This is a genomic window from Kluyvera sichuanensis, assembly GCF_014218705.1.
GTDB lineage: Bacteria > Pseudomonadota > Gammaproteobacteria > Enterobacterales > Enterobacteriaceae > Kluyvera > Kluyvera sichuanensis.
Genome location: NZ_JABBJF010000005.1, coordinates 74,692 through 91,228 on the forward strand (window position 1 = coordinate 74,692; position 16,537 = coordinate 91,228).

16 protein-coding genes are annotated in these 16,537 nt (G+C 55.1%); 9 read left to right on the forward strand and 7 right to left on the reverse strand.

All coding sequences use genetic code 11. The features are described from left to right. Positions 1–5: 5 nt before the first annotated feature. Entirely contained in the window at positions 6–341 is a 336-nt protein-coding gene (uspB, locus tag HII27_RS07875; protein ID WP_185667385.1) for a universal stress protein UspB, read from the reverse strand. A gap of 382 nt (positions 342–723) precedes the next feature. Between uspB and uspA the strand changes: the two genes are divergently transcribed. Next, entirely contained in the window at positions 724–1,161 is a 438-nt protein-coding gene (uspA, locus tag HII27_RS07880; protein ID WP_035894835.1) for a universal stress protein UspA, read from the forward strand. Positions 1,162–1,248: 87 nt separating this feature from the next. On the opposite strand, the gene HII27_RS07885 is transcribed toward uspA, so the two are convergent. Then, positions 1,249–1,755, reverse strand: coding sequence for an RrF2 family transcriptional regulator (locus HII27_RS07885; protein WP_185667386.1), 507 nt, complete (start codon positions 1,753–1,755; stop codon positions 1,249–1,251). A 233-nt stretch (positions 1,756–1,988) separates the two neighbouring features. Here HII27_RS07885 and HII27_RS07890 point away from each other — a divergent pair, with 233 nt between their 5' ends. Next, positions 1,989–3,188: an NAD(P)/FAD-dependent oxidoreductase gene (locus HII27_RS07890; protein ID WP_185667387.1), complete on the forward strand. Its 1,200-nt coding sequence runs from the start codon at positions 1,989–1,991 to the stop codon at positions 3,186–3,188. Between the two features lie 122 nt (positions 3,189–3,310). Here HII27_RS07890 and rsmJ read toward each other — a convergent pair whose 3' ends face one another. The 3 genes from rsmJ to HII27_RS07905 all read right to left on the reverse strand — a co-directional run bounded on the left by rsmJ (position 3,311) and on the right by HII27_RS07905 (position 6,814). Further along, positions 3,311–4,063, reverse strand: coding sequence for a 16S rRNA (guanine(1516)-N(2))-methyltransferase RsmJ (rsmJ, locus tag HII27_RS07895; RefSeq protein WP_185667388.1), 753 nt, complete (start codon positions 4,061–4,063; stop codon positions 3,311–3,313). 8 nt (positions 4,064–4,071) lie between these two features. Next, complete coding sequence (gene prlC / locus HII27_RS07900; RefSeq protein ID WP_185667389.1) at positions 4,072–6,114, reverse strand: oligopeptidase A; 2,043 nt, start codon at positions 6,112–6,114, stop codon at positions 4,072–4,074. Between the two features lie 85 nt (positions 6,115–6,199). Continuing rightward, positions 6,200–6,814 (reverse strand): LysE family translocator, encoded by a 615-nt coding sequence (locus tag HII27_RS07905; protein ID WP_185667537.1) that lies wholly within the window; start codon positions 6,812–6,814, stop codon positions 6,200–6,202. A gap of 116 nt (positions 6,815–6,930) precedes the next feature. Between HII27_RS07905 and HII27_RS07910 the strand changes: the two genes are divergently transcribed. Beyond that, complete coding sequence (locus HII27_RS07910) at positions 6,931–7,824, forward strand: LysR family transcriptional regulator (protein ID WP_185667390.1); 894 nt, start codon at positions 6,931–6,933, stop codon at positions 7,822–7,824. Here the strand turns inward: HII27_RS07910 and HII27_RS07915 are convergent, their stop codons facing one another. After that, positions 7,825–9,096, reverse strand: coding sequence for an acid phosphatase (locus tag HII27_RS07915; protein WP_185667391.1), 1,272 nt, complete (start codon positions 9,094–9,096; stop codon positions 7,825–7,827). A gap of 193 nt (positions 9,097–9,289) precedes the next feature. Between HII27_RS07915 and HII27_RS07920 the strand changes: the two genes are divergently transcribed. Further along, positions 9,290–10,132, forward strand: a complete 843-nt coding sequence (locus tag HII27_RS07920; protein ID WP_185667392.1) for a 23S rRNA (adenine(2030)-N(6))-methyltransferase RlmJ — start codon at positions 9,290–9,292, stop codon at positions 10,130–10,132. A gap of 104 nt (positions 10,133–10,236) precedes the next feature. Then, the gene (gorA, locus tag HII27_RS07925; RefSeq protein WP_185667393.1) at positions 10,237–11,589 is read left to right on the forward strand and encodes a glutathione-disulfide reductase; all 1,353 of its coding nucleotides are present in this window, start codon (positions 10,237–10,239) and stop codon (positions 11,587–11,589) included. Between the two features lie 146 nt (positions 11,590–11,735). Here the strand turns inward: gorA and HII27_RS07930 are convergent, their stop codons facing one another. Further along, complete coding sequence (locus tag HII27_RS07930; protein ID WP_185667394.1) at positions 11,736–12,476, reverse strand: MipA/OmpV family protein; 741 nt, start codon at positions 12,474–12,476, stop codon at positions 11,736–11,738. A 118-nt stretch (positions 12,477–12,594) separates the two neighbouring features. On the opposite strand from HII27_RS07930, the gene HII27_RS07935 reads away from it, so the two are divergent. The 4 genes from HII27_RS07935 (at position 12,595) to HII27_RS07950 (ending at position 16,537) form a co-directional block, all read left to right on the forward strand. Continuing rightward, positions 12,595–13,539, forward strand: a complete 945-nt coding sequence (locus HII27_RS07935) for a LysR family transcriptional regulator (RefSeq protein WP_185667395.1) — start codon at positions 12,595–12,597, stop codon at positions 13,537–13,539. A 170-nt stretch (positions 13,540–13,709) separates the two neighbouring features. Then, the gene (locus HII27_RS07940; RefSeq protein ID WP_185667396.1) at positions 13,710–14,798 is read left to right on the forward strand and encodes a YncE family protein; all 1,089 of its coding nucleotides are present in this window, start codon (positions 13,710–13,712) and stop codon (positions 14,796–14,798) included. A 375-nt stretch (positions 14,799–15,173) separates the two neighbouring features. Continuing rightward, complete coding sequence (locus HII27_RS07945) at positions 15,174–16,061, forward strand: LysR family transcriptional regulator (RefSeq protein WP_185667397.1); 888 nt, start codon at positions 15,174–15,176, stop codon at positions 16,059–16,061. A 56-nt stretch (positions 16,062–16,117) separates the two neighbouring features. After that, positions 16,118–16,537, forward strand: coding sequence for a hypothetical protein (locus tag HII27_RS07950; protein WP_185667398.1), 420 nt, complete (start codon positions 16,118–16,120; stop codon positions 16,535–16,537).

Genomic DNA, 16,537 nt, shown 5'->3' on the forward strand with positions numbered 1-16,537 from the left:
TTTACTTAGTGCCAAATCATCAACGCAATTAAGCTGATGACCACCAATCCACAGAGCGAACTGGTCAAAATAAACTGACGGCGAACGCGTTCGCAGCGGCGAATAAACTCATCGTCGTGATGGTCGAGGTAACGCTGCCCGTAAATGTACCAGACCAGGCGCATCTGCTTGCCCGGCTGGCCGTGGGAGGTGAAAAAGCCACCGCCATCGACATACTGATAGAGCAAGGGATCGCAACCTCGTAGTACCACCAATAGCGCACGTAGTGACGAGAAGTAACGTGCCATATTCACCACACAAACGACACACAGGGCCCAAAACAGCGCAATCGTGCTGATCATAACTCCTCCCCGGCGACCAGCCCTTAGAGATATCCCCCAGGGCATACCGCTCCCCAATTTCCCACCAACACCTCAGTAAAAGAGTGCGATTCCGATCACGTTTATTTATTCGATCGGCTCATTAAATAGTGTAGAAGATCAGTTAAATTTTTTACCACAAGGTTAATCGTTATCAATACGTAAGATTGAAAAATTTGTTTAACTAATTGGCGAACCGGATGCATTGACGGCGCCCCAAGGCCACTATAAGGTAGAAATATCTTCTACAATTAGGTCTTTAAGGGCAAACCCCGCGCAGATAGCACGCAGGACGCGGGCAAGGGACAGCGCATGGGCTGTCTGGTCCAACAGTCATCGACAACTTTATGGAAGGAGTAACACTATGGCTTACAAACACATTCTTATCGCCGTCGACCTTTCACCAGAAAGCAAAGTTCTGGTGGAGAAAGCGGTATCAATGGCTCGCCCTTACAATGCGAAAGTCTCTTTGATTCACGTTGACGTGAACTATTCCGATCTCTATACCGGGCTGATTGATGTCAATCTGGGCGATATGCAGAAACGTATCTCTGAAGAGACCCATCACGCGCTGAGCGAACTCTCTACCGGTGCGGGCTACCCTATCACCGAAACCCTGAGCGGTAGCGGCGACCTGGGTCAGGTGCTGGTTGATGCTATCAAGAAATACGATATGGACCTGGTTGTTTGCGGTCATCACCAGGATTTCTGGAGCAAACTGATGTCTTCTGCTCGTCAGCTGATCAACACCGTTCACGTTGATATGCTGATTGTTCCACTGCGTGACGACGAAGAAGAGTAAATCTGATTCAGTAGCCCGGACGAGGCGCACCAGCGCCGACTCCGGGGGTTTTCCCCGGCGTCACTGCGTTCGGCCGGGCTACTTAGTTCACGCGTTTTTCCGCCCGGCAATCCACTCTTGTACCTCTACCACGAACGTATCCGGTGCTTTGCGGTACATCTTACGCGCCAGGTCCAGAATCGTATGCTGGCCTAACGCCTCTTCCATCCGCTGCTGCGCCATGTCCATCACCGAACGCACGCCACAGATACCTTCGCAGGCCCACTCCGGCGGCTGCTCATCAAACACCGCCAGGCGCTGACGAATCTCCCGGCACTCAAAAATACGCTTATCGCCGTCGATCGCGTTGACCACGTCCAGCACCGTAATGTCTTCAGCCGGTTTCGCCAGCTGAAAACCGCCGCCCTTCCCTTCGATGCTGCGCACCAGCCCGGCCTTCGACAGGCGAGTAAAGATTTTGGCCAGATAGTCGTAGGGCACGCTTTGCAGCTCGGCAATTTCGCGCACGCTCATATCGCGGGCGTCACCTTTGCCGTCCACCATGCACATCAGACTATGTATGCCGTACTCAACCCCAGAACTGTAGAATGCCATGCGCTCTTATCTCAGCAAAAATTATTCTGAGTTATTGTAGCTTTTTCATCGAATGCATTCCAGATAGCAAGCATAAATACTGAACACATAAAAATTTAATTAATTAAATATCAAATAGATAATTTAAAAACGTGTCTTCTGATACGTTTGCTGAAGCGAATCACGTTGCAATCTTTAACTACGACCAATAAAATCCGAGTCAATTAATCGTAGTCACCAGTGAGACAAACCTAATGCGTAAACAAATTCTGATCGTCGGTGCCGGTTTTGCCGGTATGTGGGCAGCGCTGAGCGCCGCGCGTCTGGCAGACAAACACCAGCAGGCCGTTGATATTACGGTGATTGCGCCACAGCCAGAGCTGCGCGTGCGTCCGCGTTTTTATGAAAGCCACGTTCAGACGCTGGTTTCCCCACTGATGCCGCTGTTCGACGTCACCGGCGTTAAGTTCCTGCGCGGTACCGTTGAGCAGATCCTTCCGGCCTCGAAAGAGGTGAGCTGGAAAGATGAGAACGGCGAAGTGCGCCTGCGCCGCTACGACCGCCTGGTACTTGCCAGCGGTAGCCACGTCAACCGCGATATCGTTGCCGGTGCCGCCGAGCACGCGTTCGACCTCGATCAGCTGGAAAGCGCAACGGTACTGGAACAGCATCTGAAAGATCTGGCCGGGCAGCCTGAGAGCGAAGCGCGTAACACCGTGGTGGTGTGCGGCGGTGGCTTCACCGGGATTGAGATGGCGCTGGAACTTCCTAGCCGTCTACGCGAAATCCTGGGTGAAGATGCTAAGACCAGAGTTGTCGTAGTTGAGCGCGGTGCGCAGCCGGGCGGCCGCTGGAGCCAGGAATTACGCGATGTGATTATCGAAGCCTCCGCCGAACTGGGCGTGGAGTGGCTGGTGAACGCGGAAGTGGAGAGCGTGGATGCCTCAGGCGTTACGCTGAAAGATGGCCAGGTTATCGCCTCCCAGACCGTTATCTGGACCGTCGGCGTACAGGCCAACGGGCTGACCGCACAGATTGATGCGCCGCGCGACCGTCAAGGGCGTCTGCACGTCAACGGCAACCTGCAGGTGCTGGGCCATAACGATATCTACGCCACCGGCGATGTGGCTTACGCCGCGACCGATGACAAAGGCAACCACGCGCTGATGACCTGCCAGCACGCCATTCTGCTGGGCAAATTTGCCGGGAACAACGCCGCGGCAAGCGTGCTGGACGTAGCACCGCTGCCGTATCGCCAGGAGATGTATGTGACCTGTCTGGATCTGGGCGCATGGGGTGCGGTGTATAGCGAAGGCTGGGATCAGCAGGTGAAGCTCAAGCGTGAAGAGGCGAAGAAGCTGAAAGTGTCGATTGTCAGCGAGCTGATTTATCCGCCGAAAGCGGATCGTGCGGTGGCGTTTGAGATTGCGGATCCGCTGGCACCGTTTGTTTAAGATTGTGCAAGCCCTCTCACCCCGGCCCTCTCCCCAAAGGGGCGAGGGAGAAAGCAGAGGGTGCAAACCGCACGATCGGTCCCCTCTCCCCCCTGGGGAGAGGGTTAGGGTGAGGGGTAAAATTACTCCGCCGTCCCCGCATAAATATCAAACCGATGCCCTTTGGTAACCACCGCATTCGGCGTCGCCACGTCCGCCAACGGCGGGGCGTAATCCGGGCGTTTCACCACCACGCGTTTGGTTGCCAACTGACGCGCCGGTTCCAGTAAACCATCCGCATCCAAATCCGGCCCCACCAGCGACTGAAACACGCGCATCTCTTTCTTCACCAGCGCGCTTTTCTGCTTATGCGGGAACATCGGGTCAAGATACACCACCTGCGGACGCGGGCTGATATCGGTTAACGCCGTCAGGCTGGACGCATGAATTAGCTGTAGCCGCTCCTGCAACCACGGGCCGATCTCCGGGTCCGCGTAGCCACGCGCCAGGCCGTCGTCGAGCAGCGCCGCCACCACCGGGTTACGCTCCAGCATCCGCACGCGACAACCAACGGAGGCCAGCACAAAGGCATCGCGCCCCAGCCCCGCCGTCGCATCCACCACGTCCGGCAGATAACCGCCTTTCACGCCCACGGCTTTCGCCACCGCTTCACCGCGACCGCCGCCGAATTTGCGTCGGTGCGCCATCGCCCCGCCGACAAAATCGACGAAGATACCGCCAAGCTTGGGCTCATCGCGTTTACGCAGTTCCAGATGCTCCGGGGTCATCACCAGCGCCATCAGGTTGTCGTCGTCCTGTTCCAGCCCCCAGCGGGCAGCAAGAACAGATAAGGCGCCGTCTCCGGCGCCCGTTTCATCAATTAAGCAGATTTTCACGACAACAATCAGCCTTTGATCCCGTAATGCTCAAGCATTGCATCCAGCTGAGGCTCACGGCCACGGAAGCGTTTGAACAGCGCCATCGGTTCTTCAGAACCACCGCGGGTCAGGATGTTGTCGAGGAACGACTGCCCAGTCTGACGGTTGAAGATCCCCTCTTCCTCAAAGCGAGAGAAGGCATCTGCCGCCAGCACGTCGGCCCACAGGTAGCTGTAGTAGCCCGCCGCATAGCCACCGGCAAAGATGTGGCTGAAGGCATGTGGGAAACGACCCCAGGTTGGGCCTGGTACCACGGCGACCTGTTTCTTGATTTCGGCCAGCGTTTCGAGCACTTTCGCACCCTGCTGCGGGTTGTACTGGGCGTGCAGGCGGAAGTCGAACAGACCGAACTCCAGCTGACGCAGGATAAACAGCGCGGCCTGGTAGTTTTTCGCCGCCAGCATTTTATCCAGCAGTTCCTTCGGCAGCGGTTCACCAGTTTCATAGTGGCCGGAGATAAACGCCAGCGCTTCCGGCTCCCAGCACCAGTTTTCCATAAACTGGCTTGGCAGCTCGACTGCATCCCACGGCACCCCGCTGATACCGGACACACCGGCAGTTTCGATGCGGGTCAGCATGTGGTGCAGGCCGTGGCCGAACTCATGGAACAGGGTGATCACTTCGTCATGGGTAAACAGCGCCGGTTTGCCGTTCACCGGGCGGTTAAAGTTACAGGTCAGGTAGGCGACCGGTTTTTGCAGCGTGCCGTCGAGTTTACGCATCTGGCCGACGCAGTCATCCATCCACGCCCCGCCGCGTTTGTGTTCGCGGGCATACAGGTCAAGGTAGAAGCTGCCGCGCAGTTCGTTGCTTTCGTCGTACAGCTCGAAGAAGCGCACTTCCGGGTTCCAGACGTCAACGTCGGTACGTTCTTTAGCGGTGATACCGTAAATGCGCTTAACCACTTCGAACAGGCCGTTAACCGCTTTATTTTCCGGGAAGTATGGGCGCAGCTGCTCATCGCTGATGCTGTAGAGATGCTGTTTCTGTTTTTCGCTGTAGTAGGCGATATCCCACGGCTGCAGTTCGTCGACGCCAAATTCAGCTTTGGCAAAAGCGCGCAGCTGGGCCAGCTCTTTCTCACCCTGCGGACGAGCACGTTTGGCCAGATCCGTCAGGAAGTCGAGCACCTGCTGTGGATTTTCCGCCATTTTGGTGGCGAGCGATTTAAAGGCGTAGCTTTCAAAGCCCAGCAGCTGAGCCAGCTCGTGGCGCAGCGCCAGAATCTCTTCCATCACCGGGGTGTTATCCCACTTACCGGCGTTTGGCCCCTGATCGGAGGCGCGAGTGGAGTAGGCGCGGTACAGCTCTTCACGCAGTGCCTGATTGTCGCAGTAGGTCATCACCGGCAGGTAGCTCGGGATATCCAGCGTCAGCAGGTAACCTTCCTGCTCTTTGGCTTCAGCCTGGGCTTTCGCCGCGGCCAGCGCGCTTTCCGGCATGCCGGAGAGTTCAGCTTCATCGGTCACCAGCTTGCTCCAGCCCATGGTGGCATCAAGCACGTTGTTGCTGTACTGGTTGCCCAACTCGGACAGGCGGGTCGCAATTTCGCCGTAGCGCTGCTGTTTCTCTTTCGGCAGGCCGATTCCGGACAATTCAAAATCACGCAGCGCGTTATCGACCGCTTTTTTCTGCGCGGTGTTCAAGGTGGCGTAGTTATCGCCGTCACGCAGGTCGCGGTAGGCGTTGTACAGCCCTTCGTTTTGACCGACCCAGGTGCTGTATTCCGACAGCAGCGGCAGCGTCTGCTCATAGGCTTCACGCAGTTCCGGGCTGTTCTGGACCGAGTTCAGGTGGCTCACCGGCGAGAAGATGCGCCCCAGCACGTCGTCCACTTCCGCCAGCGGCTGGCAGAGGTTTTCCCAGCTATACGGCCCGCCCTGCGCCACTACGCGTTCCACATTCTCACGACAGTCGTTCAGTGCTTTGGTCACGGCAGGGACAACATGTTCGGGCTGAATCTGGGAAAACGGCGGTAGGTCGAAGGGGGTCAGTAATGGATTGGTCATATGCGCAGTCCTGGTCTAAGAAAGAAATGAAGCGCTCAGCGGCGCTTTAGCGATAGATCTAGAATGGGGGATAGTTGGGGGAATTTCAATGATAGTGGGTACTCATTTCACCGACGTTGTAAACAATGCCGAACAGTGCAACCGCCAGTAAAAACAGCGCTGAGAGGCGTTCGAGGCGGAGAGCATACCTTCCCGACAACAGGCGCTGAACCGTCAGGATATAGAGCGACAGAACGGTAATATCAAACACCACCCACACCAGCGAGAGCGTCAGCATACTCAGGGTAAAGTCGTCCGTGATGGCAATAAACTGCGGGAAGAAAGCGACAAAAAAGAGAATATCCTTTGGGTTTGAAATGCCGACCAGAAAGCCCCTCAGCAGGCCGCCGCGCGCGGGTACTGCCTCGACACCCTGCGCTTTGTGCATCAGGCTACTGACGGCACTCCAGCCAATATAAAGTGAGCCAAGAACGCCCAGCAGAGACAGCATGACCGGCGACAACGCCACCACACCGAGCAGCATCAAGGCTGCCAACACCATCAGCATCAGCGATGCGGAGTTGGTGCCGAGAACCGTCATAAATGCCCGACGACTCCCCTCCCGCGCCGCCGTTCCCATAACCAGCGCCACCACCGGGCCGGGCGTCGCAAGCAGCAGTAGTACCGCCAGCATATAGGCGGCGAGCAGAGCCATATTCATCATTTTCTCCCTACGATTAACGAGCCAGTACCCGCCATTATTCGGCGGGGTAGGCGCGTTGAAAAACGGAAAAAACTACGCTTCAATGTGAGTAAAACTCACAATAGATAATCACCATGTCGCTACCCCCGCTGTACGCTCTGCGCGCTTTTGAAGCCGCCGCTCGCTTAGGTTCATTCAGCAAAGCTGCTGAATTACTCAACGTCACGCCTGGGGCGGTGAGCCGCCATATCCGCACGCTGGAGCAGTGGTTTGACTGCGCCCTTTTTCAGCGACACGGGCCGCGCGTCACCGTGACCGACGCAGGGCAAACGCTGGCAACGCAGCTCAGCGAAGGTTTTCAAAGTCTGGAGCGGGCCTGTGAGGCCTTTGGCCGCCGTCGCCGCGAGATTCGCCTAAAAGCGCCGTCCACGTTGACCATGCGCTGGCTGCTGGCAGCGCTGCAACCGCTCACCTCACCGCAAATCGCGCTCTCCAGCGTGTGGATGGATACCGATACGGTTGATTTCAGTCGCGAACCCTACGACTGCGCGATTTTATTAGGCGACGGTCAGTTCGGCCCCGGAACGCAAAGCCAACTGCTGTTTGAGGAGTGGCTGGTACCTATCTGCGCCCCTGGGCTCACCGCGCAGGCCAGGGAACATCTCGAGCGCTGCGAGCTGATTCATCCCTCCCCGGATCGCCGCGACTGGCGACGCTGGCTAAAACGAACCGGGCAATTCCCGACGCTGAATACCGCGCGTGGCAAGGTCTTCGATACCCTTGAGCAGGGCTATCTGGCCGCGATTGGTGGACACGGCGTGGCGATTGGCGACTTACTGCTGAGCCAGGAGGCGCTCGCCAGCGGGCTGCTGACGCTGCCTTTTAACGATGCCGTGGCCACGGGGGATAGCTACTGGCTGGTGTGGCCACAGGCGTCGTCGCAGACCCTGGATATCGACAGGCTATATGCACATATAAAAAAGGCGATACCGCAACCGGTACCGCCTTCCCTCAATATGCTGCGCTAATCAGTGCGGCTTTTTCGCCATTTCATAGGCGGCAGGCAGGTTCAGACGCTGCCAGAACTGCTGGTCGGCGGTGGTGCCTGAAAGCGGGTAGCCCGCCGGCAGCGCGCTTTTCACCATCAGCGCGCGACGCTGTGCGGCAGAGAGATTCGGCAGCGCCGCCTCCAGCAGCACTTCAGCGCCCTGCGGCACCGTAATGCTCTGTTTTTCACCCTTCTGCTGCGGCAGGTCGTAGGTCATGGTGAAGCGATAGAAGTCACGCATCGCCGGGTCGCGGTACGGGTCATCTTTCCCCGCCGTTTTCGCGCACTCGGCAAGCGTCGTGCCGCACTCTTTTTCCAGCGCCGCACGCAGTTGGTCGCGAGCTTCGTTAAACAGCGCGCGGTACTTCGCGTCGTTCAGGTAGTGGGCGACGTTACGCTGCGCCACCATACGGGAGCCCATCACGTCCAGCGGGTAGTGCACGCCGAGCACGATACGCGAGTAGCCATAGCGCGCACCACGGGTCACCAGCGCGTCAAAACGCTCCGGGATCATCTCCGCCATCAGCAGCGCGTCGGTGTAGCCGGTATTGGTGTGTCCGCTTGGGAACGAGCCGCCGTCGGCGGTATACGGATGGTTATCCTTAATCACCACGTCGTCCGGCACGAGGTGAATGGTGTTGCCCTGAATCAGGAACGGACGCGGATTATTGAAGTGCTTCTTCGCCGCGCTGGTGCTCACTTCAGAGGCTTTAATCAGCGCCGCCGCTTTGCTGAGTTCACCTTTGTCGTAAGCGGCGATAAACGCTTTGCCCAGCCGTGGGCCCATCGCGTCGCTCAGGAAGTAGAGGTGGTTGATGCCTTCCGCATCCGCCAGCGCCTGGTGGCGGGCGGTTTGGGTCGCATCACGGTTAATATCGGTCACCGTTGCCAGGTTCTGCTTCACCACCGTCTCTGGCAGGCTACTGAATGCTGAGAGCAGCGCGATACCCGCCTGCTGGTTAGCTTTGGTCTGGAAGTCATAGCCGCTGGCCTTCAGCCAGGCTTTATCGGCCTGCGTTTTGTTCTGTTTCGCTTTTTCCAGCTGGTCGCGGGTGAGCGTCGGCGCGTCCCCTTTCAGCGCCGCACGCAGCGCCGTCAGTGATTGCCCTTCCAGCGCGTCAAACGCCGGGCTGACCGCCGTTGGGGTAACGGTGTTAGCGATAGCCGCCGCCTGATTCACAGACACCTCTTTTGCCAGTACCGGCATCGCCAGCGCCATCGCAGCGGCCAGCAGTGTGATTTGCAGTTTCATTATTTTCCTTTTATTCAAACAATTACCTTGCCTGCCGTTGACGCTAAACCCGTCACTTGACGTTTTTATGACACGTTCATGTTTTGCAACATTATTGCCACAAATAGAAACGACGCCGCGCTACAGCGGTAATCTGCCCGGATCTGCGGTAAACTGTCAGCTATCTTGTTTAATTCCCGGAATATCCGCACCCATGCTCAGTTATCGCCACAGCTTTCACGCAGGCAACCACGCCGACGTTTTAAAACACACCGTTCAGAGTCTGATCATTGAATCGCTGAAAGAGAAAGAAAAACCGTTTCTCTATCTGGACACCCACGCCGGGGCAGGCCGCTATCAGCTGAGCGGCGAGCATGCCGAAAAAACCGGGGAATACCTGGAAGGGATCGCCCGCATCTGGCAGCAGGACGACCTGCCGGAAGAGTTGGTGCCGTACATCTCCGTGGTCAAACACTTCAACCGCACCGACCAGCTGCGCTACTACCCTGGCTCCCCGCTGATTGCCCGCCAACTGCTGCGTGAGCAGGACAGCCTGCAGATGACCGAGCTGCACCCAAGCGACTTCCCGCTGCTGCGCTCTGAATTCCAGAAAGATAATCGCGCCCGCGTTGATCGTGCCGACGGCTACCAGCAGCTGAAATCCAAGCTACCGCCGGTTTCTCGTCGCGGCCTGATCCTTATCGACCCACCGTATGAAATTAAAACTGACTACCAGGCGGTCGTGAGCGGTATCAACGATGGCTACAAGCGTTTTGCCACCGGCACCTATGCCCTGTGGTACCCGGTCGTGCTGCGTCAGCAAATCAAGCGCATGATCCGCGACCTTGAAGAGACCGGCATTCGCAAAATCCTGCAAATTGAGCTGGCGGTACGCCCGGACAGCGATCAACGCGGCATGACCGCCTCCGGTATGATTGTGATTAACCCGCCATGGAAGCTGGAAGCACAGATGAACAACGTACTGCCATGGCTGCACAGCAAGCTGGTTCCGGCAGGTACCGGGCACACGCTGGTAAACTGGATCGTGCCGGAGTAATCGCAGGCATCGGTGGAACCTATCAGCTTCAGGTATACAATCGCGAGTATTTTGGCGGGTAGCATGATGCTCACCCGCTCAACATTGAACATTCAGGAGCGGCCATGACCAAACATTACGACTACATCGCCATTGGCGGCGGCAGCGGCGGTATCGCCTCCATTAACCGCGCAGCCATGTATGGCCAGAAGTGCGCGTTAATCGAAGCCAAAGATCTTGGCGGTACCTGCGTTAACGTCGGCTGCGTACCGAAAAAAGTGATGTGGCATGCCGCGCAGATTCGCGAAGCGATTCACATGTATGGCCCGGACTACGGTTTCGACACCACCATCAACAACTTCGATTGGGATAAGCTGGTTGCTAGTCGCACCGCCTACATCGACCGTATTCATACCTCTTACGACAACGTGCTGGGTAAGAACAAGGTTGACGTAATCAAAGGCTTTGCACGCTTTGTTGACGCTAAAACCATCGAAGTGAACGGTGAGACGATCACCGCCGATCATATCCTGATCGCCACCGGCGGCCGTCCGAGTCACCCGAATATTCCAGGCGTGGAATACGGTATCGACTCCAACGGTTTCTTCGAGCTGCCGGCACTGCCGAAGCGCGTTGCCGTGGTGGGCGCGGGCTATATCGCCGTGGAACTGGCGGGCGTGATCAACGGCCTGGGTGCTGAAACCCATCTGTTCGTACGTAAACACGCGCCGCTGCGCAGCTTCGACCCGTTAATCGTCGAGACACTGGTTGAGGTGATGAACGCCGAAGGCCCACAGCTGCACACTAACGCCATTCCAAAAGCCGTGGTCAAAAATGCCGATGGCAGCCTGACCCTGGAGCTGGAAGATGGCCGCAGCCAGACCGTTGACTGCCTGATTTGGGCGATTGGTCGCGAACCGGCGAACGATAACTTCAATCTGGCAGCAACGGGCGTGAAAACCAACGATAAAGGCTATATCGTCGTTGATAAGTTCCAGAACACCAGCGTTCCTGGCATTTATGCCGTGGGCGATAACACCGGTGCGGTAGAGCTGACCCCGGTGGCTGTGGCCGCAGGCCGTCGCCTCTCCGAGCGTCTGTTTAACAACAAGCCGGATGAGCATCTGGACTACAGCAACATCCCGACCGTGGTCTTCAGCCACCCGCCAATCGGCACCGTGGGCTTAACCGAGCCGCAGGCGCGCGAGCAGTATGGCGACGACGCCGTGAAGGTCTATAAATCCTCCTTCACCGCCATGTACACCGCCGTCACCTCGCACCGCCAGCCGTGCCGTATGAAGCTGGTGTGCGTTGGCCCGGAAGAGAAGATCGTCGGTATTCACGGCATTGGCTTCGGCATGGATGAAATCCTGCAGGGCTTCGCCGTGGCGCTGAAGATGGGCGCCACCAAGAAAGACTTCGACAACACCGTGGCGATTCACCCTACGGCGGCGGAAGAGTTCGTCACCATGCGCTAAGGCAGATTGCCTGAACGACCAAAAGCCAGACGGATGTCTGGCTTTTTTTGTGCGGGCTTTCCCCCGGGGTCGGCGTAAACGCCTCGCCCGGGCTACATGAGCGTGTAGCCCGGCCAAGCGAAGCGCCGCCGGGATTGCTCCGAGCACTAAAACCGCCAACTCACCCCAGTCAGCACGGTAAAACTCCCATCACGATCGACCATCGGGCTATTTTTAATCTCATCAGGCAGCACGCTATAGCTCGCGTTAGCCGTCAGCATCAGGTTGTTGGTCAGCGGGTACTTCATCGTCAGCCCAACGTACGGCATCCAACTGCTGCCCGGCGACCATTGCGCTAACCCGCTGCGGCGGGATTCCGCGCCCGATACGCCGTAGTAATAACGGTTGAAGCTATCGTCATAGTAATAAACCCCCAGCGTAGGGATAATCGCCAGCCGCCCCATTGGCAGCACGCGGAAATAAGAGAGCTCACCGACCCAGCCGTTGCTGTTATCCAGAATATCTGCCGCCGCCGACACCTTCAGGCTCCCCCACTTTTCATGGTGATACCACGTCGCACCGGCCATCGCGGTGCTATTGCGCTTATCCAACTGCTTCATGGCGCTATCGTCGTTATCCGATGGGTCGAAAGTCAGCGGCAGCCAGGAAGCCGTCAGGCTGACTTCATCGCGCTGATTTTTAAATAGCGCATAGCCTAACGTGGTTTGACGAATATAAAATGAATCACCTTCATAATTAACGATAGGCACCGCATGAGTATTTTCATTATACCCGCGATAAATAGATTCATTAAATACCGCACCCGCCCCAACCGATAGCGCCGCCGATGATGCACCTGAAATAAAAGAGAGCGATAACAGTAGCGCAGCATTACGCTTAATTGACATTCCCGTTGTTCCAACCTAATATAATATCCTGATGTCAAATATGATAATATTCGTATTAATATTGATGCAATCTCAATATTTATATAGATCTATATCAATTTATATATAGAGCCGGGCAATGAAGAAACTTCAGATTAAGCCTCAGGAATTAAAAATAATTTCGGTGGTGGCCGCCAGCGAAAATATCAGCCACGCCGCTACCGTGCTGGGCATGGCGCAGGCCAACGTCAGTCGCTACCTCTCTGATGTTGAAGCAAAAGTGGGGCTTAAAATCTTTGAGCGCTCCTCGCGTAAGCTCACCCTAACCCGCTTTGGCGAGTCGTTACTTCCCTACGTTAACGGTCTACTGGAAAAAGAAACCCAGCTTAATAATTTCGTAGCTGACTATAAGCATGAAAAAAATGGCCGCGTCACCATTTATTCGCCGACGATGATTAACGCCTATCTGGCACGCAACGTAGTCAATACTATAAAAGATATCGGCAATATCAGCCTATATTTGAAAACGTTCAATCTGGAACGAAAATCATTTTATGAAGGTTCCGAATTCCCCGATGATTGCGATATTTTAATTTCCTGCGTTCAACCCAAAAATGAATCCCTGGTGGCGAGTTTTATTGCGAAATATGCGGTCAGCGCCTATGCCAGCACCCAGTATCTGATGGAGCACCCTATCACCTCGCCGGATGACCTCGACAAGCATTCCTGCATTCTGATGGATTCGATGCTGATTAATAATGCCAATATCTGGCGTTTTAGCCTCGCGGGAAGCCAGGAGATCCGCGATTTTCGCGTCACCGGCAACTATATCTGCGATAACACACAGTCGGCGCTGGAGTTAGCGCGCAACGGGCTTGGGATTGTATTTGCTCCGAAAAGTAGCGTACAGGCCGATATTCAATCCGGGGTGCTCGCCCCCTGCTTCGCCGAACAGTACGAATGGTGGCTCGATCTGGTGGCTATCTACCGCAAACGTGAATACCAGCCGTGGCGAGTGCAGTTTATTCTGGATGAAGTTCTGGAGGAGCTTCGTCGCCAGGTGGCCCAGCCACGACAGGGATAAACCACTCGTTTTAACGCGGCTCAAAAACCCTCTGTGTCCACGCCGCCGAAAAATGGCGGTCGTCGAAACGCCTTATTTGTGATAAATAATAATTATTCTCATTCTTATTAAAAAATCCCGCCGTCGCTCTACCCCGGTCGGGAACCGTTTATCTCATGATGGAGTTTCGAATGGTATCGTTATTCAGCCCGCGCAAAACGGCGCTCTGCGCCGCGCTTGTCACCGCTTTTACCCTCCCTGCACTGCCCGCCTTCGCCGAAAATGCACAGCCTGCCGAAAGCGCCGCCGCGCTGAAAACAGCCGCTTCCGTCACTCAACATGAGCTGGGCGATGGCTTGTACGAAATGGCGCTGTTCTCCGGCGAGAAATCGCTATTTGTTGCCAGCGCGCAGAGCTTTAAAGACGTCAACGGCGGCGTGATTTATCGCCTCGATCCCACCACCCTTGCCGTCACGGGTACCACCCATACTGACCTGAAAAACTTTGGCACGGCGGTCGATGACGACGGCAAAACGTTTTACGTCACCAACTCGCTGGATGGTGGCGTGTCAAAAGTAGAGGCTAAAAGCGGCAAGGTACTGCAGCGTCTGACGCTGGATGGAAAAGGCAAAGACGGCAACCCGGCAGGCGCACGTGAAGTGCTGTTCCATAACGGCCTGCTGTTTATCGGTCGCGTGGCCGACCCGGGCTTTATCTCGGTGGTAGATGCCAAAACCATGACCCAGAAGGCGCGAATTGATAACGCGGGCAAATGGGTTACCGGCATCATCTACTCACCGGTGACAAAACGTATTTACGCGACCAACGGCGCTGGCGAAGTGCTGGTTATCAACCCACAAAGCTACAAAATTGAGCAGCGCTGGACGCCGGGCGACGGCAAAGAGTACCTGCTGCTGAATATGGCGGAAGACCCGAAAACCGGCCGTCTGTTCGTCACTGATGATTCGAAAGCTAAAACCACGCTGGTGTTTGATGAGCACACCGGTAAGGTCATTAAACGCATTGAGGGTGATGCACTGGGCATCAAGTTTGACGCGAAGCGCAACGAACTCTTTATCAGCCAGCGTGAGTCGAAGAAGGTACTGCGCCTCGATGCCACCAGCTACGCCGTGAAGCAGAGCTGGGACTTCACCACTCATCCGAACAGCCTGCTGCTTTCCGATGACGGCAACACGCTGTACGTGACCTTGAAGCAGGACTTTAATAAAGACTACTCGACGAAAGGGCCGGATAGCGTAGCGCGCATTGTGCTGAACTAACCTGCCGTACTAACCCCATCCGGTACGGTACAACATCGTGCCGGATGGCGCTTCTCTCACCCGGCCTGCATTATTTACGCTTTAGAAACATGCGTTTATTATTCGCTTTCTTTTATACCGTTTTTTAACCCCACCATCACCGCCAGGATAATAATCAGCTAAAATAATCATCATTGATTATTTTTATAACCCATTATAGGCATTCAGTTAATACTTTATTATTGATGCTTATTGCCATGCCGATCATATCTAAAGTATGTTATTTTGTGAGTGCGATTAATTAAACAATTCGGTCCTCTTTATTAAACAATCCGGTATATACAGCGCCACGCCCCCTCCGTATAATTTCGCGCTGTCGTACATTAAGGTTAAGTTATGCTCAAGCACGTTCAGGATATGGCGCTTTTTGCGCTTCTCGTAGAAAACGGTTCATTTACCAAAACCGCCGCTGAACTGGGTATGACAAAGTCGCGTATCAGCCAGCGAATTAGTGCTCTTGAGGAGTATCTCAACGTCAGGTTGCTGAATCGCACGACGCGAAAAATATCGCTAACCGCCGACGGCGAGCGCTATCTGGCCTACTGCCATGAAGTGGTCGATGCCAGCGTACGCGGCGATAAAACGGTGCAGGCGCTGCATAATCAGACCGGTGGGAAACTGAAGATTATTGCCCCGCCGGGATTTATGGCGAGCATTTTACCCGCCGTGCACCATCAGTTCCTGCAAACGCATGCCAATATTGAGCTACAGCTAATTACCGCAGACTCTTTCTATGGCAACGTTGGCAGTGAGTTTGACGTGGCGTACCGTATCGGTAAGCCGTCTGATGACACCTGTATTGGCCGCTTCCTCGGGACATTTAACCGCTTTATCGTCTGTACGCCGCAGTACCAGGCCGCGCACGATATTCAGCACCCTGAGGCGCTACAGTCCTGTGAACTGATTACGCACCAGACCTGGAAAAGTATTGCGCTATTCCAGCACGATGAGTCTTATGAATTAGCAATGCCGTTGCGCCATACCAGCGACAACCTGACCTATATTTTGCAGCAAACGCTGCAGGGAACCGGGGTAGCAATTTTACCCGAATATATTGTTAAGCCGTATTTGCAAAGCGCCCAACTGGTCACGCTATTGCCACAGTGGGATGTTCAAAAAATAGATCTCTGGATGATCTATCAGAGCAAAACGCATAACCCTACGGTGCTTCGCGACTATATTAACTTTGTGACCCAGTATAACGTGATACAAAATGCCATGTAATCTCCCGTGGCGATATTAACTATTTTTCCAACCACTCATCTCGATAAGTTAAGATAATGACTATTTGTACTATTTCGCCAGAAGAAAAATCGCTGCTCATTTTTAATCAGAAAAATAAAATGGACAAATACTGGAATCTCTATTCCATGGAGCTTATCACGCAAATCACCACGACCGGGCGGCAGTATCATCACTATATTCAGCCGAGCGAAAAAGGCCGTCTCTGCGTGTGCGTTTTCGATGGCGTCTACATCAATATTATTCGCACACGCCTTTTTGGCGAAATCGAGATCCATTTCGAAGTGGAATCCGCCGAGCTTGGCCGCATTGAACTTCCATCCGCCTGTATCGACATGCAGGGTAACCTGGACCGCCACATTTCTATTAATGATAAAGCCAGCGTGTTTGCCCATTACCTGGAGCGCCTGCAAGTGGTTTACGACTCTATTTTAGCGCTGTCCCCAGAGAAGGCGTAA

Coding starts and splice junctions, on each gene's coding strand:
- HII27_RS07950 (WP_185667398.1), top strand. CDS start 16,118: ATGACTATTTGTACTATTTCGCCAGAAGAAAAATCGCTGCTCATTTTT.
- uspA (WP_035894835.1), top strand. CDS start 724: ATGGCTTACAAACACATTCTTATCGCCGTCGACCTTTCACCAGAAAGC.
- HII27_RS07930 (WP_185667394.1), bottom strand. CDS start 12,476: ATGTCAATTAAGCGTAATGCTGCGCTACTGTTATCGCTCTCTTTTATT.
- HII27_RS07945 (WP_185667397.1), top strand. CDS start 15,174: ATGCTCAAGCACGTTCAGGATATGGCGCTTTTTGCGCTTCTCGTAGAA.
- prlC (WP_185667389.1), bottom strand. CDS start 6,114: ATGACCAATCCATTACTGACCCCCTTCGACCTACCGCCGTTTTCCCAG.
- HII27_RS07910 (WP_185667390.1), top strand. CDS start 6,931: ATGTCGCTACCCCCGCTGTACGCTCTGCGCGCTTTTGAAGCCGCCGCT.
- HII27_RS07935 (WP_185667395.1), top strand. CDS start 12,595: ATGAAGAAACTTCAGATTAAGCCTCAGGAATTAAAAATAATTTCGGTG.
- uspB (WP_185667385.1), bottom strand. CDS start 341: ATGATCAGCACGATTGCGCTGTTTTGGGCCCTGTGTGTCGTTTGTGTG.
- HII27_RS07940 (WP_185667396.1), top strand. CDS start 13,710: ATGGTATCGTTATTCAGCCCGCGCAAAACGGCGCTCTGCGCCGCGCTT.
- HII27_RS07890 (WP_185667387.1), top strand. CDS start 1,989: ATGCGTAAACAAATTCTGATCGTCGGTGCCGGTTTTGCCGGTATGTGG.
- HII27_RS07915 (WP_185667391.1), bottom strand. CDS start 9,096: ATGAAACTGCAAATCACACTGCTGGCCGCTGCGATGGCGCTGGCGATG.
- HII27_RS07905 (WP_185667537.1), bottom strand. CDS start 6,814: ATGAATATGGCTCTGCTCGCCGCCTATATGCTGGCGGTACTACTGCTG.
- HII27_RS07920 (WP_185667392.1), top strand. CDS start 9,290: ATGCTCAGTTATCGCCACAGCTTTCACGCAGGCAACCACGCCGACGTT.
- gorA (WP_185667393.1), top strand. CDS start 10,237: ATGACCAAACATTACGACTACATCGCCATTGGCGGCGGCAGCGGCGGT.
- HII27_RS07885 (WP_185667386.1), bottom strand. CDS start 1,755: ATGGCATTCTACAGTTCTGGGGTTGAGTACGGCATACATAGTCTGATG.